19 protein-coding genes are annotated in these 22,962 nt (G+C 51.0%); 10 read left to right on the top strand and 9 right to left on the bottom strand.

The window, feature by feature from the left end; translation table 11 throughout:
• Positions 1–117: 117 nt before the first annotated feature.
• The 3 genes from folP to ACN0YR_RS13020 all read left to right on the top strand — a co-directional run bounded on the left by folP (position 118) and on the right by ACN0YR_RS13020 (position 4,982).
• Entirely contained in the window at positions 118–975 is an 858-nt protein-coding gene (gene folP / locus ACN0YR_RS13030) for a dihydropteroate synthase (protein WP_417849670.1), read from the top strand.
• Positions 976–1,180: 205 nt separating this feature from the next.
• Positions 1,181–4,504 (top strand): PVC-type heme-binding CxxCH protein, encoded by a 3,324-nt coding sequence (locus ACN0YR_RS13025; protein ID WP_417849669.1) that lies wholly within the window; start codon positions 1,181–1,183, stop codon positions 4,502–4,504.
• An 88-nt stretch (positions 4,505–4,592) separates the two neighbouring features.
• The gene (locus ACN0YR_RS13020; protein WP_417849668.1) at positions 4,593–4,982 is read left to right on the top strand and encodes a hypothetical protein; all 390 of its coding nucleotides are present in this window, start codon (positions 4,593–4,595) and stop codon (positions 4,980–4,982) included.
• Positions 4,983–5,019: 37 nt separating this feature from the next.
• On the opposite strand, the gene ACN0YR_RS13015 is transcribed toward ACN0YR_RS13020, so the two are convergent.
• Entirely contained in the window at positions 5,020–6,021 is a 1,002-nt protein-coding gene (locus ACN0YR_RS13015) for a Gfo/Idh/MocA family protein (protein WP_417849667.1), read from the bottom strand.
• A 470-nt stretch (positions 6,022–6,491) separates the two neighbouring features.
• On the opposite strand from ACN0YR_RS13015, the gene ACN0YR_RS13010 reads away from it, so the two are divergent.
• Positions 6,492–6,938 (top strand): hypothetical protein, encoded by a 447-nt coding sequence (locus tag ACN0YR_RS13010; RefSeq protein WP_417849666.1) that lies wholly within the window; start codon positions 6,492–6,494, stop codon positions 6,936–6,938.
• A gap of 200 nt (positions 6,939–7,138) precedes the next feature.
• Here the strand turns inward: ACN0YR_RS13010 and ACN0YR_RS13005 are convergent, their stop codons facing one another.
• Complete coding sequence (locus ACN0YR_RS13005; protein WP_417849665.1) at positions 7,139–7,267, bottom strand: hypothetical protein; 129 nt, start codon at positions 7,265–7,267, stop codon at positions 7,139–7,141.
• A gap of 74 nt (positions 7,268–7,341) precedes the next feature.
• Between ACN0YR_RS13005 and ACN0YR_RS13000 the strand changes: the two genes are divergently transcribed.
• The 5 genes from ACN0YR_RS13000 (at position 7,342) to ACN0YR_RS12980 (ending at position 12,595) form a co-directional block, all read left to right on the top strand.
• Positions 7,342–8,073 (top strand): hypothetical protein, encoded by a 732-nt coding sequence (locus ACN0YR_RS13000; RefSeq protein WP_417849664.1) that lies wholly within the window; start codon positions 7,342–7,344, stop codon positions 8,071–8,073.
• Between the two features lie 48 nt (positions 8,074–8,121).
• Complete coding sequence (locus ACN0YR_RS12995; RefSeq protein WP_417849663.1) at positions 8,122–9,024, top strand: hypothetical protein; 903 nt, start codon at positions 8,122–8,124, stop codon at positions 9,022–9,024.
• A 375-nt stretch (positions 9,025–9,399) separates the two neighbouring features.
• Positions 9,400–10,023 (top strand): UbiX family flavin prenyltransferase, encoded by a 624-nt coding sequence (locus ACN0YR_RS12990; protein WP_417849662.1) that lies wholly within the window; start codon positions 9,400–9,402, stop codon positions 10,021–10,023.
• Positions 10,024–10,242: 219 nt separating this feature from the next.
• Positions 10,243–11,274: a DUF1559 domain-containing protein gene (locus tag ACN0YR_RS12985; protein ID WP_417849661.1), complete on the top strand. Its 1,032-nt coding sequence runs from the start codon at positions 10,243–10,245 to the stop codon at positions 11,272–11,274.
• 151 nt (positions 11,275–11,425) lie between these two features.
• Entirely contained in the window at positions 11,426–12,595 is a 1,170-nt protein-coding gene (locus ACN0YR_RS12980) for a class I SAM-dependent methyltransferase (protein ID WP_417849660.1), read from the top strand.
• A gap of 82 nt (positions 12,596–12,677) precedes the next feature.
• On the opposite strand, the gene ACN0YR_RS12975 is transcribed toward ACN0YR_RS12980, so the two are convergent.
• From ACN0YR_RS12975 to purE, 4 genes are all read right to left on the bottom strand, one after another.
• Positions 12,678–14,216 (bottom strand): ammonia-forming cytochrome c nitrite reductase subunit c552, encoded by a 1,539-nt coding sequence (locus ACN0YR_RS12975; RefSeq protein WP_417849659.1) that lies wholly within the window; start codon positions 14,214–14,216, stop codon positions 12,678–12,680.
• Between the two features lie 49 nt (positions 14,217–14,265).
• Complete coding sequence (gene nrfH / locus ACN0YR_RS12970) at positions 14,266–14,760, bottom strand: cytochrome c nitrite reductase small subunit (protein ID WP_417849708.1); 495 nt, start codon at positions 14,758–14,760, stop codon at positions 14,266–14,268.
• 255 nt (positions 14,761–15,015) lie between these two features.
• Complete coding sequence (locus ACN0YR_RS12965; RefSeq protein WP_417849658.1) at positions 15,016–16,152, bottom strand: 5-(carboxyamino)imidazole ribonucleotide synthase; 1,137 nt, start codon at positions 16,150–16,152, stop codon at positions 15,016–15,018.
• Positions 16,146–16,640 (bottom strand): 5-(carboxyamino)imidazole ribonucleotide mutase, encoded by a 495-nt coding sequence (gene purE / locus ACN0YR_RS12960; RefSeq protein ID WP_417849657.1) that lies wholly within the window; start codon positions 16,638–16,640, stop codon positions 16,146–16,148. The genes ACN0YR_RS12965 and purE overlap by 7 nt, the downstream gene beginning before the upstream one ends.
• Before the next feature lie 260 nt (positions 16,641–16,900).
• Here purE and ACN0YR_RS12955 point away from each other — a divergent pair, with 260 nt between their 5' ends.
• Positions 16,901–17,656, top strand: a complete 756-nt coding sequence (locus ACN0YR_RS12955; RefSeq protein WP_417849656.1) for an SDR family oxidoreductase — start codon at positions 16,901–16,903, stop codon at positions 17,654–17,656.
• 45 nt (positions 17,657–17,701) lie between these two features.
• On the opposite strand, the gene ACN0YR_RS12950 is transcribed toward ACN0YR_RS12955, so the two are convergent.
• The 3 genes from ACN0YR_RS12950 to ACN0YR_RS12940 all read right to left on the bottom strand — a co-directional run bounded on the left by ACN0YR_RS12950 (position 17,702) and on the right by ACN0YR_RS12940 (position 22,908).
• Complete coding sequence (locus tag ACN0YR_RS12950) at positions 17,702–20,251, bottom strand: protein-disulfide reductase DsbD family protein (RefSeq protein WP_417849655.1); 2,550 nt, start codon at positions 20,249–20,251, stop codon at positions 17,702–17,704.
• A gap of 254 nt (positions 20,252–20,505) precedes the next feature.
• Positions 20,506–22,065, bottom strand: a complete 1,560-nt coding sequence (locus tag ACN0YR_RS12945; RefSeq protein WP_417849654.1) for a thiamine phosphate synthase — start codon at positions 22,063–22,065, stop codon at positions 20,506–20,508.
• Positions 22,066–22,317: 252 nt separating this feature from the next.
• The gene (locus ACN0YR_RS12940) at positions 22,318–22,908 is read right to left on the bottom strand and encodes a thioredoxin family protein (RefSeq protein ID WP_417849653.1); all 591 of its coding nucleotides are present in this window, start codon (positions 22,906–22,908) and stop codon (positions 22,318–22,320) included.
• Positions 22,909–22,962: the final 54 nt, after the last annotated feature.

The raw sequence follows: 22,962 nt of genomic DNA, 5'->3' as shown, positions 1-22,962 counted from the left end.
ATTTTCACGACTTCATAGACGGCTCGCCACGAGGCGGGACGTCTCATTTTCTCATCAATTCTTTCGCCAGGTTTTACCGGACGAGTCAACCCTCCGGTAATGCAAGGTGTTTACGTCATGCAAGAAAATTCTTCACAACTTCGGACCTGGACATTTTCCAATCAGACGTGGACGCTCGGAGAGTTCCCCAAGTTGATGGGAATCGTGAATGTCACTCCGGACAGTTTCTCTGATGGCGGAGACTGGTTGGCCCCTGCAGACGCCGTCGCGCATGCAATGCAGTTGGTCGAAGAGGGTGCGGACATTCTCGATGTTGGAGGAGAATCAACCCGCCCGGGAGCGGAACCGGTCCCGATCGATGAAGAACTGCGGCGAGTCATTCCGGTCATCGAGCAATTGGCGTCTCAAACCGATGTCCCGATCTCCATCGACACGATGAAATCCGAGGTTGCCAAGGCTGCATTGCAAGCGGGCGCCAGCATCATCAATGACGTCTCTGCATTCGAACATGATCCACGAATGACCGAGATCGCTGCCGGGTGCGGTTGCGGAGTCATCTTAATGCACCGTCAGGGGACGCCGCAGACGATGCAAAACAATCCGCAGTACGACGATGTCGTTGCGGAAGTTTCCGAGTACCTCTTTCATCGTACGCAAACTCTTACTCAGCTGGGAATCGCAGCAGAAAGAATCGTCATCGATCCCGGAATTGGATTTGGAAAGACAGCAGAGCATAACCTGTCGTTGCTGACTCATATCGCGGAACTTCGCGCACATGGGCATTCAGTCTTGATTGGTCATTCCCGCAAGAGGTTCCTGTCCAAGATTATCGGCAGGCCCATCGAAGAACGGCTCGCTGGGACGCTTGGAGTCGCGATCGCTCTCGCGCAACAGAACACCGACCTCATTCGAGTCCACGACGTCGCAGCCGTGAAAGATGCTCTCCTCGCCTGGAAACGCTTAGCTCAGCCTTGATGCTCCTGGCGAACGAGTTATACAGTCGGGAAAGCAATTTTCACGGGCATGAGCCTCACAAAAGCACTCTCAGAGCGATGATGAGGCAAAAACCGTGTATTTTCTGTAATAAAGCACTCTCTTCCGATTCTCGCGAGCGTTAAAATATTCTCCCACGTGGAATTGCCGCGACATTCATAGATCATCCCCACCAAAGAGGTGACACTTGCCAGCTCTTCGTTTTTTCACGCTCCTCCTGCTGCTCCCGGTTTCGTGGCAGATCGCTGCGCTAGCTCAAGATTATTCTCCAGACATCAAAGAGGCCTCAAACGAGGGGCAACTTGCGATGGAAGCATTTCAGTACCCCGCTTTCATGGAAGCCAGGTTATGGGCAGCAGAACCGATGTTGGCGAATCCGGTTGCCTTCGGATTTGATGAACAGGGACGGATGTATGTTTGCGAAACGTTCCGTCAACAAAAGGGAGTCGAAGATAATCGAGGCCACATGAACTGGCTTGAAACGGACCTCTCTTTGACAACCGTCGAAGAGCGTCTGGAGATGTTCAAAAAGTATCTTGGTGAAGATGTCGCGAACTATGCGAAAGAGCAGGATCGAATTCGCCTTCTGGAAGATACTGACGGCGACGGCAAAGCAGACAAATCGACCATCTTCGCAGACGGATTCAACGACATCCTCGACGGAACAGGTGCCGGTGTTTTGGCGATTGATGGAGATGTTTACTACACCTGTATTCCTAAGCTTTACAAACTTAAAGACACAAACGGCGACGGCAAAGCTGATCACCAGGAAGCTCTTCATCACGGATATGGAGTGCGGGTCGCTTTTCGTGGACACGACATGCACGGTCTGATTGTCGGCCCCGATGGGCGTTTGTATTTCAGCATTGGTGATCGTGGTTACAACGTCATGACCAAAGAAGGGACTCATCTCGTTCGCCCTGATACGGGAGCGGTGTTTCGCTGCGAGTTGGATGGTTCAAATCTTGAAGTCTTTGCCTATGGCTTGAGGAATCCACAAGAGCTTGCTTTTGACGACTTCGGGAATCTCTTCACCGGCGACAACAACTCTGACTCCGGCGACCAGGCTCGCTGGGTGCATGTCCTCGAAGGTGGTGACACTGGTTGGCGGATGTATTTCCAATATCTTTCGGACCGTGGCCCCTGGAACCGCGAACGGATGTGGCATCCGTATCAGGCGGATGAAGAAACGACGGCAGTTCAACCCGCTTATATCGTCCCACCGATTGTGAACATCTCTGATGGACCTTCCGGACTTGTTTGTTATCCCGGAGTTGGTTTGGGTTCAGAATACAAAGGCCGCTTCTTTCTCGCAGATTTTCGTGGGTCATCAGGAGCCAGTGGAATTCGACAATTCGCCGTCACGCCACATGGAGCGACCTTCAAATTCGTTGACCACGGCTGGTTCATCCAATCGATTCTCGCAACCGATGTCGACTTCGGGTACGACGGACGGATGTACGTCACCGACTGGGTCGATGGCTGGGAGGGTCCAGGAAAGGGCCGTGTCTATACTTTTTCGCACAAGGAAAATCGGGAACCGGATAACGTTGAACCCTCTGACGTGATCATGAAGCTCAATTTTAGCGATATCGAAAACCACGAACTGACTCACCTTTGCGAACACCCGGACCGCCGCGTCCGACAACGTGCTCAGTTCCAGCTCGTCAAAAACGATGCGATCGACGATCTCGATCGGCTGACCATTTTGAGCGGCGACAATATCGCCCGATTACATGGAATCTGGGGACTTGGACAACTATTGAGACAGGGGAAAGCGACACCTGATCGACTGATAGCTTTGATGAACGATCCCGTCGAAGAAGTTCGGGCTCAAGCGATCAAGGTTCTTGCCGATGCCAAGTCGGAAGCAGCGTACAGCGGTTTCCTGAAAGCTGTCAAAAGAGGACGCGCTCGCGAAAAATACTTCGCAGCCATCGGTCTCGGCAAATTGCAAAAAGCGGAATCACAAGCTGCACTCATTGAAATGCTGAACGAAAACAGGGACAACGATCCAGCGCTGCGGCATGCGGGCATCATGGGACTGGTCGGAACAGCCACTGCGGAAGATCTGGCGAAACATGCCGACGTCAGCTCTCATGAAAGCGTGCGGCTGGCTGCTGTCGTCGCGTTGAGAAGAATGAAGTCTCCTCAACTGACGCAATTCTTGAATGATCCAAATGTTCAAGTGTCTGTCGAAGCAGCTCGAGCAATCCACGATCTGGAGATTGAAGCTGCGCTCCCTGCACTCGCAGAACTCAAAGTGACTCCCGAAACTCCAGACGCATTACTGCGGCGTGTGATGAACGCCAACTTCAGATTGGGCCTCGCCGAGAATGCCGAAACTGTCGCCAAGCTGGCAGCAGAAACTCGGCTACTAGAGGCATTGCGACTGGAAGCAATAGATGAACTCCTCAGCTGGGATCAGCCACCGAATCTGGATCGAGTCATCAATATTTACCGTCCACTTCCACAGCGAGAGTCAGGACTGGCGAATCAAGCTGTTCGAAACAATCTTGGCGGGATGATGTCGGGCGGGGCAAAGCTCAAGACGCAAGCGATCAAGCTCGCTGCCAAATATGAAGTACGAGATGTTGCTTCCCATCTGGATGAAATTTTCAAGAACAAGAAGAACGCTGCAGCGATGAGAGTCGAAGCGTTGTCTGCTCTCGACGCTGTTGAAGCAGAAGAAATTAGAGAGACCCTGGAGACTGCAACCCAAGATCAGTCAGACCAGATTCGTGCCGTTGCCAGAGAACTTCTCTCCGCAAGGGCACCTGAGAAAGTCACACCAATGCTCGGAGAGGCATTGCAGAAGGGAACCAAGATTGAGCGACAGTCAGCTGTCAAAGTACTGGCGGACCTGAATTCACAGGCTGCGGATGAAATACTATTGCAGGCAATCGACCAGTTTATCGCCGGGAAAGCTTCTCCGGATGTTCAGCTGGATTTAATCCAGGTGGCAGAGAGCAAGGAGTCGGATGCTTTCAAAACTCGGCTGGCAATGATTGAGGAAAACCGTGACCCCAGTGACCCACTCTCAGCTTATCTGGAATGTCTGGAAGGGGGAGATTACGCTCGCGGAGTTGAGATCTTCTTCGGAAACGCAGCTGCATCCTGTCGCCGGTGTCACAAAGTCAAAGGAAACGGCAGCGATGTCGGACCAGACTTGTCCGCTGTCTCAAAAGAAAACCCTCGCAAATATCTCCTTGAATCGATCGTCGACCCGAATGCGAAAATCGCCAAAGGATTTGAGACTGTCGTCTTCGCAATGGACGATGGTCGAATTGTTTCCGGGCTCGTAAAAGGTGAAGACGACAAATCATATCGACTGATGAAGCCGATGGGCGAAATCATCATCGTCGAGAAAGATAAAATCGATGCACAAGCGAAAGGGAAGTCAGGAATGCCAGACGACATCGTGAAACAGCTCTCGAAGTCCGACATCCGTGACCTCGTCGAGTACCTTTCGACCTTGAAAACTCCTCATAAACCAAAAGGGCACGAATAAATTGGGCTCTATCACGAATAAGAATTGAGTTCGCCACGCGTTTCTCGATTCACGATTTCAACCAGTTTCACCATAGAAGGAAGACCCAATGCAATTAATCCGATTCATGGGGCTTGTTCCGCTCGGAATCGGGCTGACACTGATCTTTTCTTTATGGACAGGAATTCCTCCGTTTGGCTTTGCTCCACTCTTTTTCAAAATTTTCGGAACCTTTGTAGCGATTCCATTTGTGGTGATCGGCATGTCAACACTTTCAGGGAAGCTGAGTCCTGAACATCGAATCCGCTCGATGATGGAAAACATGCATCAACTGAATCCACGCCCTGACGACGGGCCCGCCGCCCCACTCGCTGATGTCACCGCTGGGTATCAATGCGATGGCTGTGGCGCGAGCTTAGCCGAAAACGCAGATGTCTCACCGCATGGGGATGTAAAATGCAATCACTGCGGACGCTGGTTCAACATTCACAAAACTTAAACCAAATCCAATATCAAATTTGCTCAACCCGAAGACTTCATGCCTTCGGAGAAGCCGTCGATGTCTTCTTCGCGGTGTTCAGGATCTCTTCCATGACTTTCATGTTCTGCAAACCATCTTCAGCAGAATCGACGAGTTTCCCTTCTTGAATTCCCAACGCAAAAGCGTCGAGCTGACAGGCATACTGGTCGCGGGAACTTGTTTCGATCGTTTCCATGGGAGCGTCATGATCAGCTGAGCGCCAAATTTGAAACGATGGTTTCTCACCTGGTTGAAATGCGGGATCAACGACGATTCGACCACCGTCTCCAACAAGTTCCATGCGGCAGCGGAACGGTAATTCAAAACTGCAATCAATATTTGCGAGCACTTCGTTTGGGAAAGTCAGTCCAATTCGCATAGTCATATCAACGCCGGTCTCCCACCAATGAGCATCGGCAGAAATCGCTGTCGGCTCCGCTTCGGTAAAGAAACGGCTCGCGTTGACTCCGTAACAACCGAGGTCCCACATCGCCCCGCCGCCTCGTTCTGGCCTCAGTCGCCAATCGTTGCGATCGATATTGAACGAGAAGTTCACCGTAATTAACCGGAGCGTGCCAATCGCATCGTCTTGTAAAACGCTCTTGAGCATCTGTGCGCGAGGGTGCTGTCGCCACATGAAAGCTTCTTGCAGCAATACATTGTTTTCGCGACACGCAGCGACCATCTCCTCAGCTTCTCGAAGAGTCGGCGCGAGCGGTTTCTCGCATAGGACATGCTTGCCAGCTTCTGCCGCTGCAATGGTCCACCGGTGGTGCTGATCGCCGGTACTCGGAATATAAACCGCGTCAACATCTTCCGACTTCAGGAGTTCCTCGTAACTGTTGAATGCGTGGGAAATCTGAAACTCGCTCGCAGATTCCTGGGCCACTCCCTCTCGCTGACTGGCAATGGCGACGACGCTCACCAGTTCACTTTCCGATGAAGCAGGCAGAACGCGGCGGGTCGCAATCCGACCACAGCCAAGAATTCCGAGTCTGAGTCGTTCTTTATAAGTCATGACTTTGTCAATCTGCGGAGTACAGGAAGGATTTCCGGATTACGAAAAGAGTGCGAACATTACCGACTGAAGCGGTTATTCAGCTGATTTAAGTCGTTTGAGAGTCATACATTCGGAAAACGTGGGTGTTTCGTTGGAACGTTCCCGAAATGACTCATTGTCACGATCCGAGTTTGCCGAATCTGAGAGTGAGTCATGTTGTCTTATTCGAGAACGTGATTTTCAAACTGGACCAAAAACTTGCCTTCGGCCTCTCGAACATTGAGTTCGCTGTTCACGATGTCAGTTTACGGGAAAGTCATCAGCACTGATCCAGGAACCGAACCTGACTTCCAGAAGACCTGGAAGGTTCCTGTTCGAAATGTTCACGGATCGGGACATAGTCTGACAGCTTCGCTGTCAAAATTAAACAGAACACCGCACGTCACAGCTGTGACTCGTGTGTTCGTAGAGGACACAGGGAGGGTGAAATGTTCTCAGTATCTTTGAAGATGACTGCAGCTGTCGTTGCAGTTTCGATGTTCAATACAGCAATGGCACAGAGTCCGCATAACGGTCGCGTTCAACAAACGCATCTCGTTCAATCACCGGGGAACGGTTACGTTGCTCCGCACGGACATGGTGGAGCACATTATCCACAACTGAATGCTCCACTGTATCCAAGCCCGGTTCAGTATACGCCTCCATGGAATGGTGGAGCGATCATTACAAACCAGGCATTTGCTCCACACGAAATGCTGTACCCGCATGAATACCATGCCATGTATGGCCCGTTTTACTACAACGTCAAAGGGGGCTGGATCTGGACCCCGTTCGGGATGCGTCAACACGAACAAGTGAAACTGGAAGGGACCGAAGTGATTGTGAAATACAAATCGCATCGTCCTCTCTTCTCCGGATTTCGCCCACCACGTTAAGCAATCCGAAAAACTTCGTGAGTTCAGCCTCGTGGAAAAACGCTAACGATTTTATCGAAAGCATTCCCACGAACAGACGAGAGCAATAAAGCTGCTCTCAAAATTTCGGTTCACGAATCGATCCGAATCACTCTGCCCTTCTCGTCCGATGCCGCCCGCACGGTGTCGGATGAGAGAGCAAGAGCATTTCCAATTTGTCTTCACGTTCCGCCCTGTGGCGAACAGTCTATGAAATCGTGACAGCGAGGTTCATCGACAGGACAAACTTTGAAAATGTTCCAGTACATCAACTTTTCAAAAATCGTACTGATCGCCGTCAAGGAAGACATTTGGCTCTCACTGATTGAGACCACTCTTGTCTTGAGCGTCGGCAGTCGAACACTCAGACCCAGGAATAAGAATCATGATGACTCTCGTTCGCAGTTGGAGCCTGCGGTTTGTTGCCGCGAGTCTCGTCCTGGCGACGGTCCCCGTATCAGCAGAGGATGCTGAGGGAGTCGTACGTCTTGGCCAGTCAGAATCGGCCGGCGTCGTCCGCGTCAGCGATCAATCTCAACCGGAATGGACCTACCGTGGTCAATCGGGTGAAATTCAGCAAGTCAGTGCATGTAAAACATGCCCGACATCGGACGGTTACGCCTCCGATGGATACGTGACGGATGGCTATGTCACCGACGGATATGTCTCCGACGGTTACGTCACCGATGGCTACGCGACTTGCGAACCAGGTCCGTACCTTTGTGCCAACTCAAAAGTTGGGCAATGGATCAGCATGAACATGTTCTTCCTGGGGCTTCGCAACCAACAACGTTGCAATACCCTCAAGGCATCATGCCGAGCTGACATTGCAGAGAAGAAGGCTTACCTTCGCTGTAAGTTTGGATACTTCTGTCCAACCGGACCAGATGGGAAGGGCGCTCCACCTTGGGGCAAATACAGCATGGTTTACCCCGTGAATCCGGACTACTTCGATTCACGCGACGGACAGGTTTATGCCGCTCCGGGATATGGTGGTCCTGTTTCTGTGCCTCTCGCACCGAACGTGAACCACACATACAACTACGGTTGGGGCATTCCTTCCAGTCGACTCACACCTGTTGCTCACCCTCTCACTCCGGGAGTTCCTACTCCGTAACAACAACTTACGGACAACGGGACTCATTTGTATTACAGGAATAAAACGATGGTTCGATCAAAAATTCTTCGAAGCAAACTTCTCGCAGTTGCGGGAATGTTGTGCCTGATCACCGGAGTGGCTTCGGCTCAGGAGTTGGACGAAACGGGAGTCGTCCACATTACCGATTCTCCCGCAGTCGCTGCCCAGAATGGGCTGTTGCGAACAAATTGCGATAAGGCAGCAGGGGCTGGCTTTGGTAATTCTGCTGGCTGTCAGAATGGAAACTGCCAGAACTGCCAAAGTGGTGTCTGTCAAAATGGAGGCGGCTCTGGGTGCCGGAGTTGCCAAAACGGATACGGTGGATACGGTTGCCGACCATACGGAAGATGCCCACTTGGCGTGATCTGTCCAATCGGGGGAGCCGGTTGCAATGGCTGTAACTCATGCTGTGGAAAGCTGAGCTGTTCGGCTCGCAAAATCCTGGCATGGCTGGACCCTTGCAGTGGAGTCTGCTCTTACGCTCCATCTCATGGATTCATGATTCCCGGCAAACAACCCTACTTCCGTCAGCCGGTTTCCTATCAACATAACTACCCTGCAAAGTGGACCGGTGGACATCCAAGCGGTTACCACGGGCATCGACCTGCTGTTTACACACCGACAGATACGACTCAACTTGGATACTACTACCAAAAAGTTCCAACGTGGGTTCCTGTCCCAGGGATGACTCCCCCAGCCCCACGACCACAGGACTGGCATCAGTTTGGCCCCACGGCCAACGCCGCTCCTTATTATCCGGTTGAGTCTGTTCAGGAAATTGAGGGAGAACCGACACCGGTCGAGAGCAATGATGCCGACAACCTGGTGCCACCAGCCGCACCAGCCGCACCAGCTCCACCTAAGGAAATCGATAAGGTCGACCTGGAACGATCTGCATCGAATCCAAACCTGCTGCCAATTTTGAAATAATCGACAGCAATCACAGCGAATACTTGAAGCGAACGGATTCACCCTCCGTTGTAAAGAGGCAGTCAGACTTCGGTTTGGCTGCCTCTTTTTTATTTCTCATGCATCTATGACGTTTGCCGTGCTGGTGAAGCTCGTTTTCAAGGCTTCATGAATGACCCGCCACACAACAGGACGCAAAATCAATTTTGGGTTTGCTTGAAAATTCTAGAGAATCGGTGTTGAAGGCTGTGAATTTCTGCGTTTGTGTCAGTGAAAAGTGGGCAACAAGAACTTGAGAGGGATTTGAAAGCAAAAAAACTGTTTGATCGATATCGTTTTGCGGTTCATCACTCTAACTTGGAGACTGGAACAGACTGATAAATGGAATGAAACCGCATGAAACGTATTGTTGTCGCCATCACCGGAGCGAGTGGATCACTTTACGGAGTCCGCTTGTTGCAAGTGTTACTCGAAACAGGAAACGAAGTTCATTTGACTATCAGCCCGGCAGCGACGCAGGTTTTCGCTGCTGAGCTGGGACTGCAAATTGACCCTCTCCAGTTCAACGCGGAGGAGCTACTGAATTCAATTCCCGGAGACTCACATGTCCGAGAGCGAACCGGGAAACTGTATTCCCATGCCTACCAGGATTTTTCGGCGGGGATCGCAAGTGGTTCCTTCCTCACCGACGGAATGGTGATCTGCCCCTGCTCAATGGGAACACTCAGCAGTATTGCAAATGGCCTTTCATCGAATTTGATTCACCGAGCTGCCGATGTTCATTTGAAAGAGCGCAGAAAACTGATTGTTGTTCCTCGCGAAACTCCACTTGGTAGCCTCCAGCTAGGAAACATGAAAACATTGTCCGATGCCGGAGCGGTGATTTTACCAGCGATGCCGGGTTTTTATCATCAACCGCAGTCGATCATGGACCTGATCGATTTTGTAGTGGCTCGAATTTGCGACCAGCTTGAAGTCTCTGCCAACCTCACAAAGCGCTGGGGAAACTCAGCAAAATAGCACCAAAAAGGAACTTTTCGCTGTCCAACTTGATGACCCACCCTGTAATATGTAAGACAATCTCAGCAGTTCTCGAATTGGTGTACGAAATCTGCCCGTGGAGTTCCGGTTTTTTCTGAGAGAACCGTTTTTCACGACTCCGAAAGCACGAAAGTGCTCCATAATTGATCATAAAATACGAGCACATAGCTCCCTCATTTTGAAATTGAGAGGTCATCCATGCGTCGATGCGACATCAAACAACGCGGAATCTCCCGTAATAAATCGGGGTTCACGCTCGTCGAATTGCTTGTGGTCATCGCAATTATCGGCCTCTTGGTCGCTATGCTGATGCCAGCTGTGCAGCGTGCCCGTGAAGCGGCACGTCGGAGTTCTTGCTTGAACAACATCAAGCAACTCGGACTGGCATCACAAAACTACCTCGACAGCCATCGATCGTTCCCATCAGGTTGGATTGAAGCCGAAGCTGATCCTCTCAACCCAAATCCTCCAGCTCCGCTATGCGATATCGATATTTCACAATACTTTTCTCCTCCCGTCGTGATCAGTTCTGGGAGTGCGCAGCCGATTACAATCAGTGACTGGACGATGGGACGCCCATGGGCTTTGCACTCACTGATCCTGCCACAGATCGAGCAAGGGACGCTCGCCATTCAGTTTGAACTCGATAAAACCAGCAACAATCCTGACCCACCAATCAACAGTAACTGGGAGTACCTCCAGGTTCCCGTCCCCTCGTACGTCTGCCCAAGTGCCAGCCTTCCGGACAACCGTCCTGGCAACCTTGCTTATTCCAGCTACCGAGGAAACATGGGATTCGTGGCAACACAAGCTCAAAACGCACAAGGCCAACTCCCTCCTCAGGGTGGCCCGGTCGAGAACGGAATTTTCTTTAAGAACAGCAGCATTGATGACCGCGACATTACCGATGGAATGTCGAACACAATCATTTTTGCAGAATCACTCTTCGGTGGTTTTTGGGGCGACAGCTACGCCTGTTGTGCTCGAGGACGCGACGACATTTCCGGTTCGCGATTCGACACCTACTGGACCGGAACGCCTGCCAACGCTCAAAACTGTAACCTCACAGGAAGTATTCACTTCTTCGGCTTCGGTAGCTTCCACGGTGATGTTCTGAATATCGCTCTGGCGGATGGATCGTCCCGGTCGATGGCGAAAAACGTCGATGACCAGATCTTCTTTGCACTCTGCACGCGGAATGGCCGAGAGCCAATTGGTGGAGAATTTTAGAATCCAATCGATTCGTACTCGTACTCAATCAAGACAAAAAACAGCCTGCACATTGCGGGCTGTTTTTTCGTAGAGTGACTTCAATTTCCAATTTCACAGCAGACCGATCTCACCAACAGATTGATCGATCTGCTGCTGCACGGCATACAACATGACCGCCCATCTTGAAGAATTCATCAATGCATTTCACAGTTCCATTGGAGAGAAGCGATTCCAACGTTTGATCTTAAGTGCTCCGACTCAAGGAACCTCACCTGAAGTTCCACGCAAGCAAACCGTTCGCCCGATTGAAATCAAGGGTCAAAACTTTCTTCAATGGGAACTCCAGTTCGAAAAGTTGCAGACTCACCAGAATCTCTCTTATGAGGAGTCAGTCGAGAAATTTCGCAACGATTTTGGAGACATGTTTCGCGAAGCTTATCTCTTTACAAATGAAAGCGAAGAGATCCTTAGAAAGTCAAAGAAAGGGCTGAAACACACAAAGAAGAAAACAACGTCCCAGGAACCCCGCGTCTCATTGAAACACAATCGAGCCAAGAACTATCTCATCCCGGAGGGTGTTCCTTGTCCGTTTCTGGAAGCTCTTGGAATCATGAACGCTGCAGGGAAGGTCCATGCAGCTCGCCAAAAGAAATTCCGTCAGGTCAATCGTTATCTAGAGATCGTCAACGACCTTTATTCCGAACTTCCCGCTGATGGACCAATTCGAATTGTCGATTTCGGTTGCGGGCTCAGCTACCTGACATTTGGAGTCCATTACCTGCTGACGTCCATCCATCAAAGAGAGGTCGTTCTGCACGGCATCGACCAAAAACCAGATGTCATCTCGCGCTGCCAGAGTCTCGCTGATAAACTCCAACTGGAAGGACTGGAGTTCTCGAACGGAAAGATTGAGGATGCGGCGCAACAGGCGAAAGTTCACCTGGCTCTTTCATTGCACGCTTGCGACAGTGCCACGGATGCAGCTCTTGCCTATGCCGTCAATGCTCAGGCAGATGTCATCCTTGCGGTTCCCTGCTGCCAACACGAAGTCTTTCCTCAGATCCAGAATGACGATCTGAATCTGATTCTGAAGCACGGAATACTCAAAGAGCGAATCGCGGCCCTCGCAACCGATGCCCTCCGCGCCGAAGCACTGGAAGTCAAGGGTTACAAGACTCAGATCATGGAGTTCATCGACCTGGAACACACGCCAAAGAATTTGTTAATTCGCGCCGTGAAACGAGCCCAGTCTCCTAACGAAAACTCTGCCTCAAGATACGAAAAGCTGAAGGAGATGCTGAATATCGAGCATCTCGCTACAGATCAAATCCTCAAGTAATAAAAGACTTCTATCTCTTTCCTTTGTCCACAGCCTCTCATTGTCGTGCGAGCCGGTTGAAATGAGTTGAGACGCAGGAGCCTTACTCTTTTTCTGCCGCTTTTTTGGTGTTCCCGATTTTGTATGCGGCTGCTTGTGCCTGCCGGCTGTAGTCGATTGACTCACCAAGAATCCGAACTGCTTCCTGATCTGCGTGGAATCCTTTAGAGTTTTCGCTGCTGATGTAGTCAAGTCGCCACATCGCTTTGCGCTGCATCTCTCGGATCGGCTTCAGCTGCTCTTCAGTCGCTCCATTCTTTTGTGCTTCAATAATGGCATCGAGCATATCGGTCATCGCTACAGCAGCCCGCTCCATATGTGCTGTTGTTCGATTCTGAATAATGTCAACACGAGCTTTCAGTTCTGCTTCAGGAACATTGTGACAGGTTTGACAGGCGCGGTTGATATTTAACATCGGGCTTCTAACCCAGTGAGTGCTGAATTTGGTAGCCCCTTCCTTTTCATATGGCATGTGACAGTCGCTGCAACTGACACCGGCTCTTGCATGAATTCCCTGACTCCAGAGTTCAAACTCTGGGTGCTGAGCTTTGAAGACTTTCGTTCCGGTTTCTTTGTGAACATAGTCGTAGAATTCGCCGCCTCCATCAGGGAATTCGGTCTCTGCCCATTCCTTTTCCAGATCCTCGACTTTGAGTCCATTGCTCCAGGGGAACGTCAGCGTCATTTTGTTTGCACAGTAGTATTCAACGTGACACTGCCCACAAACGAACGACCGCATCTCCTGACGCGATGCATCCAGGTTCGGATCATAGGGCCGCTCTTTTCCCGATTCACGCCATTTTGCGATACTCGGCAAGTGTGGAACCGGATCGTCGCTGGCGGCCAGCTTGGCAATTCCTTCAATGAATCCCGGACGAGTCACTCGGATTTGCATTGTGTCGGGATTGTGGCAATCGATGCACGAAACGGGATGAGCCCCACCCATATGAGGGTCACCTTCGGACGCTTCAACGACACCATCAGGAGTTTTCAACAACTCTGCGTATACATCTTCGAAATTTCTTTGGCTGACTGCCTTAAAGCCAGCCATCACAGCTTCCTGATTAAAGGAGTCGGCAAGCTTGGCTTCAGTCACCTCGACCCCTTGTTCTTCGAGACCGATTCGTCGATACGTCGGGACAATTGAGGCATGACAATGCAGACAGGCCCCGGCTTGCTGGACTTCAGTGACTCGCTTCGTCGCTTTCTGATCACTCAGCATGTAGGCATGCCCACGTGCTTCGCGGTAATCGAGACTGAAAGCATATCCGGCGTAAAGTCTTTTCAACCAGGGTTGCTTCTCCAGCTTGCTCGGCGGCAAAGCATCACTCCCGCCATACTCAGTCCGTTCGGTATCGACCGTTTTCAAGTAGGTTTCATATTGCAGCGGAAAGTTCAGCCCCCATGGTTCGGGGTCTGTGCTCACTTCGCTCACTTCTACAATTTTGACAAATGGCGTTCGTGCTTCCTGCTTCCGCTCAAAGATGCTCACAAGCAACGCGATCACACCAAAAGATGCCGCACCGACTAGAAAGGTCAGGAGGAACATCCAACGAACGAGGCCTTGATTTGAAGATTTCATAGAGTTGGCTTTAGAACGGAACAGTGAAAAACGTGTTGAATCGGGCTGTTTAATCTCGCTTTGAACCGGATGAAATCGTCCGGAAAGCGTGACCGACATCGCTATGGCAATGAACGCAAGAGAGCATGTCGTGAGCTTTAGCGTCACCGGTCCCTGCTTCTGTTTCAACTGGCAAAAGAGGATGAATAAAATCCTCATGACAATCGATACATGAGCTTTGAGTCACACGCCGATTCCGAGGCTTGATTTGAATTGGATCGTGATAATCATGCAGCGTAAACGCCAACGAGTGAAAGAATCCGTTGTCTGCTTTTGTCACCCATTTCCCTACAAAATCGTGGGGGAGGTGACAATCATTGCAGACTGCCACATGGTGGTGGCTGCTTTTTTGCCAGGAATCGAAATGATCCTGCATCACGTGGCAATTTGCACATCCTTTGGGATCATTACTGAGGTAACTCGCCCCTTTACCGTACCCGAACGTGAAGACTCCCAACCCTGCCAGGATCCCCAGCAGTACAGAAAAGGTGACGGAAAAATAGATCGCAAGACGCTTCCGTTGAACGCCTTCCTTTGTCTGAAGAGCCTCAGCCCGTGTGTCAGTAGTCTCTGTCTCGTCTGACAAGGTTTGCCTCAAGTACAGTGGTCATCGTCTGTGATGTACATCTTGTCGACGTACGTGTGGTGATGTGCTTCGTCGGTGTTGATCACCCGGCAGAGAACTCCGCCTCTCACTCCACGATACGACCGCCATATGGTGTTGTCAATTCGTGTCAGGCCTGATGCGACGAAGCAAAGTCTACAGCAAGCTTCTCACTCTACGGGCAATCTCTTCCGAGCTGGAAACATCGTTGGAGAGCGCAGTAAGATGCCCCATTTTTCGGCCTGGTTTGGCTTCGCTTTTCCCATACAGATGCAGATGAACTTCAGGGCACGAGAGCACAGCCGCCCAGTCTGGTTGACCAGCTTTCGGCCAGAGATCACCAAGGAGATTGGCCATTGCAGCCGGTTGCCGAAGCTCTGTAGAACCAAGCGGAAGATTACAAATCGACCGGACCTGCTGTGCGAACTGACAACAGTAGCTGGCATCGATGGTGAGGTGCCCTGAGTTATGCGGTCGCGGAGCAATTTCGTTCACGAGCAGGTCATCACCGCTAGTTTCAAAAAGTTCCACACAGAGTACGCCCACCACATCGAGTGAGTCCATCACCGTTCGCACAATCTCCTTCGCTCTTTCAATCACTTTCGGACGAAACAGCCCTGGCCCCGCTAACGAAACATCCAGAATGTGATTGGCATGGTGATTCAAGAACGGATCGAAACAGTCAAAATTTCCGTTCGCATCTCGGATTCCAATAATCGAAAGTTCACGAGAGAAGTCGATGAAGCCTTCCAGAATTGTTTCGTTGCCTGCGTACTGCTCCCAAATGGTCGCCAGATCGGCATCGCTGGTCACCATCTGCTGACCTTTTCCGTCATACCCCCAGCTGGCCGTTTTTAATATTCCTTTTCCACCGAATTCAGCAAGTTTGGAAGTCAAGGTTTCCAAAGAGTCAATGGCGGCAAACGGAGCTGTTGGAAGCCCGAAGCTGCGCATCAAAGACTTTTCCTTGATTCGATTCTGGGCTGCTTCAAGAACCTGCGGCCCCGGACGGACCGGAACAAACTTTTCAATTTGATTGAGGGCAGCAGTCGGCACGTTCTCGAATTCGAGTGTCACCACATCAACACTTCTCGCGAATTCGTCGATCGCGTCGAAGTTGTCGTAATTGGCAGTCCACTCGCGATCCGCAACGGCTCCTGTCGGTGTCTTTTCATCTGGGGAAAAGACATGAACGCCATACCCCAGGCGACGTGCTTCAATAGCAAACATCCGTCCGAGTTGACCACTTCCAAGAACACCCAGCGTCGCACCGGGAGAAATCTGCTTTAGCATAGTTCCGAGTTCTCCAGAACGCTCTCTGTTTGTTCTTTCTGAAACGCACGAAGTTTTTCACGCAGTTCGGGACGCGAGTTCGCCAGAATTCGAATCGCCAGCAAAGCTGCGTTTTTACTTCCGGCATCACCGATCGCAAGTGTTCCGACCGGAACTCCGCCAGGCATTTGCACGATCGACAGTAGCGAATCGAGCCCGTTCAGTGCTCGACTTTTGACCGGGACTCCCAACACAGGGAGGACAGTTTGAGAGGCGACCATCCCAGGCAGGTGAGCCGCCCCACCTGCTCCAGCGATAATCACTTCCAGCCCGCGTTCTTCCGCAGTCTTTGCATATTCGTTCATCCAATCGGGAGTCCGATGTGCAGAGACAACTCGACATTCATGTTCGACACCAAACTCTTTCAGCATGTCCGCCGCGGGTTGCATCGTCTCCCAATCGGACTTGCTTCCCATAATGATCCCAACAAGCGGGGCGTTCTCCGCCATAATTTTACTCCACGGACTTGGCAATTTTCTCCGTTCGTCCTGTCAAACAGGTCTCTGTTTCACAATCAACTGAACGGAACTTCCAGAGGATAATCTGCCCGGACTTCTCAAAACACCCTCGTTGCAAGAAAAGTCTTCGACGAATCAGGAAATCACCTCCGACAACTCTGGACAACTTTGATATGATGCCATTTTTGACAGGTGAACCCGATCTCATCTCGGTTTGCGCGTGGGTAATTCTCAGAAGGAAACGTACATCAATGATCTCAATTGATTTGTCAGGCAAGGTAGCGGTCGTCACTGGGGGAATTCAAGGACTCGGCAAGGCGACAGCAACCATGCTTAAACATGCGGGTGCACAGGTCGCAGTCAACTACTTTGATGACGCAGATGGAATCAGCCGGGGACGAGCCACAAAATTGGCAGAAGAGTGGGGCGACAACGGATTCATTGCTCCCGCTGATGTCCGAAGCCGTTCAGAGATGAAACAGTTTTACGATCAGACGAAAGAGAAGTTTGGCCGGATCGATTTCCTGGTAAACAACGCTGCGGTCCTCCGAGACCGGAGCATCAAGAACATGACAGACGATGAATGGGACACCGTCATCGAAACCAACCTGTCGGCAGTCTTTCGCGCCAGCCAGTCTATCACCCCTTACCTGGAGAAGGGGGGACGGATCGTCAATATGGCTTCGATATCAGGAGTTATTGGATTTTACGGGCAGGCCAATTACGCCTCTGCAAAGGCGGGCGTGATCACACTCACGAAGGTTCTCAGCCGTGAACTGGCTGGCAAAGGTATCAACGTCAATGCCGTCGCTCCCGGAGTCGTCCTGACAGAAATGGGCGAATCGATCCCGGACGCGGCACGTCAGAAAATGCTCGAACAGATTCCACTCAACAGGTTCGGCGAGCCGGAAGAGATTGCTTCCACAATTTTATTCCTGTGCAGCGACCTCTCCTCATACATCACCGGACAAACTCTCCATGTCAACGGTGGATGGTGGGCAGCCTGATCCGTACGACCTCAGACGAAAACGACAGTCAAAGATTGACCGAACCTACAAAGTTTTCTGGTCGACCTCATCTTGGGCGACAGTCGTTTTCTTTACATTCACTGCATCTGACAGGTAGTTGATAATTCCGTCCATGGTGTATGGCCCGGGAATTGCCGTTGCGTTTTGCTCAATGTCCGCAGGAAAAATGACAACAAGTGGAACCGATTGCACTCCGAACTTCTGGAGCCATTTACGAATTTCTGCATCCTCCTGCGTGTAGTCCGCGACCATCGGCGTGATCCCGTGCTTGCGAACAAATTCAACGGTCGGTTTGCGATTCAATGCCCAGAGTTCGTTTGACTTACAGACTCCGCACCAATCGGCTGTGAAGTCGATTAACATCGGTTTCCCCTGTTGTCGAAGCTCGATCATGCGGGCTTCAGAGAAGGGCTCCCAAGGCATTTCGTCGATATCGACAGGCTTGCCTGATGTCTCTCCGGTGAGTTCAGCAACACGAGCTTCCGCAGAGCTCTCAGGAGTGCTTCGGATATCGTAAATTCCGTAAGCAATCAATGGAGCCGCAAGCAGCGAAGCATAGACGAGTGGCTTGCCAAACATCGCTTTCCCAGATGTTGTTCCAAGGCCAATCATCCACAGGAAGACTGCGACCCCTAACAACAGGATGAGCAGCGGGACGTGCGTGGCTGCATCGAGTGAAACGTTCATCAGCCAAATGACAGTCCCCATGAGGACGAACCCGGCATACTGCTTGAACCGGACCATCCACATTCCTGGGCGTGGCAACCAGTTGACGACTTGCGGGAAGAAGCCAGCGACTAAATAGGGAGACGCCATCCCCAGCCCCATCAGGCCAAAGATGAGGAAGTTAATTGCTGTCGGTTGACTGGCAGCAAACGCGATGACAACACCCATAAATGGACCTGTACAAGGAGTTGCCAGCAGCGTCGCAACAATCCCGGTGTTGAAGGCGGCCATCAGTCCTTCATTATGATCATTCGCTGAAGGGACCAGTCCGGGGATTGGGAGTTCAAAAACTCCCAGGAGACTCAAGCCCATCGAGAAGACGATAATGCTCATCAGAATTGTGTACGTTCGATTCTGAAATTGGCCTCCCCAACCGATGGCTGCGGAAACAACAGCAAGCAACAGAAAGACCAGCATCACTCCCGCGGTATAAGAGAGATTCAAGGTCAAAATTCGCGAACGACTTTCGCCTGCCTGCTGAACCAGACTCAGAATTTTAATTGCCAAAACGGGCAAGACACAGGGCATGAAGTTCAGCAGCAATCCGCCAATAAATGCCAGCGGCAACGCAACACCCAAAGAGGTAATTTCCCCTTCAGTGTCAACGGCGAACATGTCGATGTCCTTCTCTCCCGTGGGGACCGGAGGTGCTTGAATCTCGGCAACGTCACTCAGACCAACAGTCAGAGTTGGTGAAGATGCCAAGGCGATATGGATTTCGGATTGAGCAGTCCCAAGTGAGAACTCAACAGGCAGCGGGGCAAGGCAAGATGTTTTGCAAATTTGATAGGTAATCTTTCCCGCGACTCCAATATCTTCGGGATTAGTCACACGATACTTTTGGGTCCATGTAACGCTTTCGTAATGTGCAAAAGCTTTCCCGACAGATGTTTCGTGAAGTTCCGGTTCCTGAATTGAAGACCACTCTCCGGTTGGCTCCATACCGGTCACGTTCGAGATCGAGATTTTCGTTGGACGTTCAAGTTGACCTTCAGCTTGAGTCAGAGCATACGTCTGCCAGCCTTCAAGCAGTTTCATCGTCACCTGGAGTTCAACATCTTCTCCTGCCTGAGCATTCACAGGCGACAATTGAAACTGCAGCCGAACTGGATCCTCGACAGTTTCTCCACCCACCAGACGTGTCGGGGTGATTTGATATCCGACCTTATAATCCGTTTCCGCAACACCTGATGCCGAACCCGACGCCGCCTCTGAAACCGTCTCTGCGGAAGTCGGTTCGACAGTTGAATCGGGGGCCGATGAATCAGGTGCAGGCACAGTGGGAGCAGACTCTTCGAATGTGAGAGTTTTCTCGGCTCCGCCCTTCTTTTCTTCGCTGTATTTGGCAACAAATGAGTTCGACTTCGGTGTACAACTTCCCTGGTCACAGAGCAGGAAATCGATCTTTCCGGAGAATGATACCGTTGTCACATCAGCCCCTTGTGGAGCTAAAAAGCGACGGCTGAATGTTGTCGTTCCAACGAGCTTTTCAACTTCTTTTCCAAAGACTTCGTCAAACGAACGCTTCGGTTTAGGGTTCGGCTTAAACGCATCATCCAAAGGAGTCCAGCCACCGAGATCTTTCAAAGTGATCACGGTCGGTTTTGCAAAATCTTTGTCCTGCGAATAACTGTTGGCCCCTTTCGGGATCGTCAGTTTCAGTTCGAAAACGACAACGCCTGCCTTTTCGCCTTTCTTGAGAACTGCTGAAACTTCAGGTTCTCCAGCCTCATCCAACTGGAATGCAGGCTTGACCTGATTCGTTTCGAAGAGGTCTCCGAAGTTCTGCGCTTCAACTGAAACACCGAGCAAAAGCACAGAGAACGCGAATGTCAAAATGAATCGCATCGTGAAATATCCTCAAGAATAGGGAATCAGAATACTGACTCCATCAAACTTAGCTTGGGGGTGGTCCGCAAAGTTTGCGTTGTATTGGCGTTGTAAATTGTATGTTCTGAATCGTGTGGACCGAAATGGCCTGTTCAGCCACTCAGTCAAGCCGTCGCTGCAACAAATCATCTTACCTGATCTTTCAGATCGAGGCGAGATCTCTCTACTTGAGTTATTATCGACTCAACTACAGATGTGGTCTGTAGCGCACGTCACATTTTCACATTGTTTTCGGCGTTTGTGAAGAGCCGACTTGCAAGTTCCCGGGTCCGCCCCCGCGGGTCCGGAGCGGCGCAAATCGTTGCACTCACAGCAATTCGGGCAGCACCTGCCTCAAAAACCAATCCTAAATTTGAGAGATCGATTCCACCAATCGCAAACCACGGAAGATTGGTTTCGGCAGCGACTTCTCTCAAGAAATCCAAACCAGCAAAGTCAGTGAACTCTTTTGTTTGTGAAGGGAATGTCGGCCCGACTCCAAGATAATCGGCCCCCGCGTAGATCGCCTCTCTTGCCTGTTCAATGTTGTGTGTAGAAATCCCGACCAACATTCGAGAACCGACAATCTTGCGGGCGTCACTGACAGAAAGGTCATCCTGCCCTAAGTGAACACCATCCGCGTGGCAGGCGGCTGCCAAATCGGGACGGTCATTCATGATAAACAAAGCCTCTTGTTCATAAGTCCATTCGCGAACTCGCTTTCCCATTTCGAGCAACTCTCGGTCAGTCCGCCGCTTCTCTCGCAGCTGAACAATGTCGACACCCTTGGCTATGGAATCACGGACCGTCGTTTCCAGCCCGTACCGGCAATCCTCTGCAGTCACCAAAAGATACAGCCGCCGATTCTTGAGCCGCTCACGGCTGTTGAAATTGGTCTCGATCGCTTTTTCAATGGTATAGAATCGATACCTCGACTGCTCAAAACGTTGACTGAGATCAGCATCAATCAACTTGCTGTATTCTTCCAAGCTCCTCAGAGCTTCTTCGATCCGCTTCATGCTCGCACGAAGAACATCAACCGGCGTCCCCCGGTATGCTTCAGAAGGTGTCGAAGTGGTCGTGCCAACGTCATTCAAAGTGTCTCGGCAAGTCACCCACTTTTCCTGCGAAAGGTGTCTGAGAGTCTCCGTCACCAAATGCCGGAGTCCTTTGAGTTCGCGAGACAGAAACGATTCATTTAAACCGAACCGCACAAAGTCCTCGACCACACGCATTCCTTCCCGGCATCGATTTGCAGAAGCATCGAGAATGCGAAAAAGAGTTGGCTCATCAACAACACCCACGCCTGCCGGTTTCACCTGAATTTCATCTTCGAGATCGATTCCAATCTCCGGGTCGGGCAAAGCAATTTTCTCGACAAGATCTTCGAGTTGAACTCCATGCTCAGCGAAGGCTTCACGAGTCGAAGAGTCCAACTCCATGGCAGAAATCAACAGATGTTCCGTCCCGGTCACTGCTTCGACAGAACTGAGAATCGCGTAACGATCAGCATGGCGTAATAGCGTGAGCTGCCATTCAAAAAAGACAAGTGACTCGGAGGCAGAGAAGTCCGAGCTGAAGTGATTTTGCAATGCCCCCAGCGTTGAGGTCGGGAGATCCAGAACCTCAGTCGCTCGGTTTTCTTCACCGAGAAGTTCCTGCACCAGCCATTCATACAGTGGCAGGCGATCCTGTTTGTTTTCTGCGGCACGGCGACGGATTTGCGTCAGAATCCGCTGAGCCCCGGAAGTCATCTTTCGATCAGAAAAATTGGAACTCGGTTCGTCGTTCATGGTCTTATCTGAATCAGTCCCGGCAATTTACAACCACTCCGAAAACCTCTGGAATAGCCACTTACCTCAACGTTTGAGAGAGCAATTTCAAGTTTCAGGATCAGTTCTAATTACCCTGAAACATAATGAGCTCTGAACAATATTGTAAAGCACGGGCTCAGGGTGCGCTGAATCGCACCCTGAGTGATCTGCTTCATCATTGAGCACACCGCGAACCAGGCACTCAACTGCGTACTCAAATAGTGCACTCAATTAAGCAGTTGCCTGCCCGGTGAAATAGTCGGGAGCGTTTCCTTCTTTCCACTTAATATTGCAGCCGATGCTCGGTTTTTGGTCCTCGACAACAGGCTCGCCGGCGAGCAGAGCATCGCAAGCGGCACGGAGGTCAGCCCCAGTGACGGGAATCCCCGATTGTGGACGGCTGTCGTCAAACTGTCCTCGGTAGACTAGTTTGTGATCTTGATCAAAGAGGAAAAAGTCAGGCGTGCAGGCAGCACCATAAGCCTTGGCAGTCTCTTGGGTCTCATCGTACAGATACGGGAAAGTGTATCCTGCACTCGCAGCTTCCTCTTTCATCTTATCGGGGCCATCCTGCGGATAGTTCTCGACGTCATTCGAGCTGATCCCGATCACGTTCAGGCCTTTCCCCTGATATTCTTTTCCAAAGGCTGCAAGTGCCTCACGGAGATGAATCACAAAGGGACAGTGGTTGCACATAAAGATGACCAGCACGGGCTTCTCATTGAAATTTGATAGAGAAACAACGCTGTCGTCGATATTGGGCAACGAGAATGCTGGAGCGTCGCTCCCGAGAGGCATCATCGTCGAGGCGGTTTTCACCATTGGAATATCCTTAGTTTGATTTTTGTAATTGATGGATGCGAACTATTTTCCTGG

Origin of the sequence: Thalassoglobus sp. (genome assembly GCF_048270125.1) — a bacterium.
Taxonomy (GTDB): domain Bacteria; phylum Planctomycetota; class Planctomycetia; order Planctomycetales; family Planctomycetaceae; genus Thalassoglobus.
The sequence above is the reverse complement of the archived record's forward strand: the minus strand, read 5'-3'. Positions and strand labels throughout refer to the sequence as shown.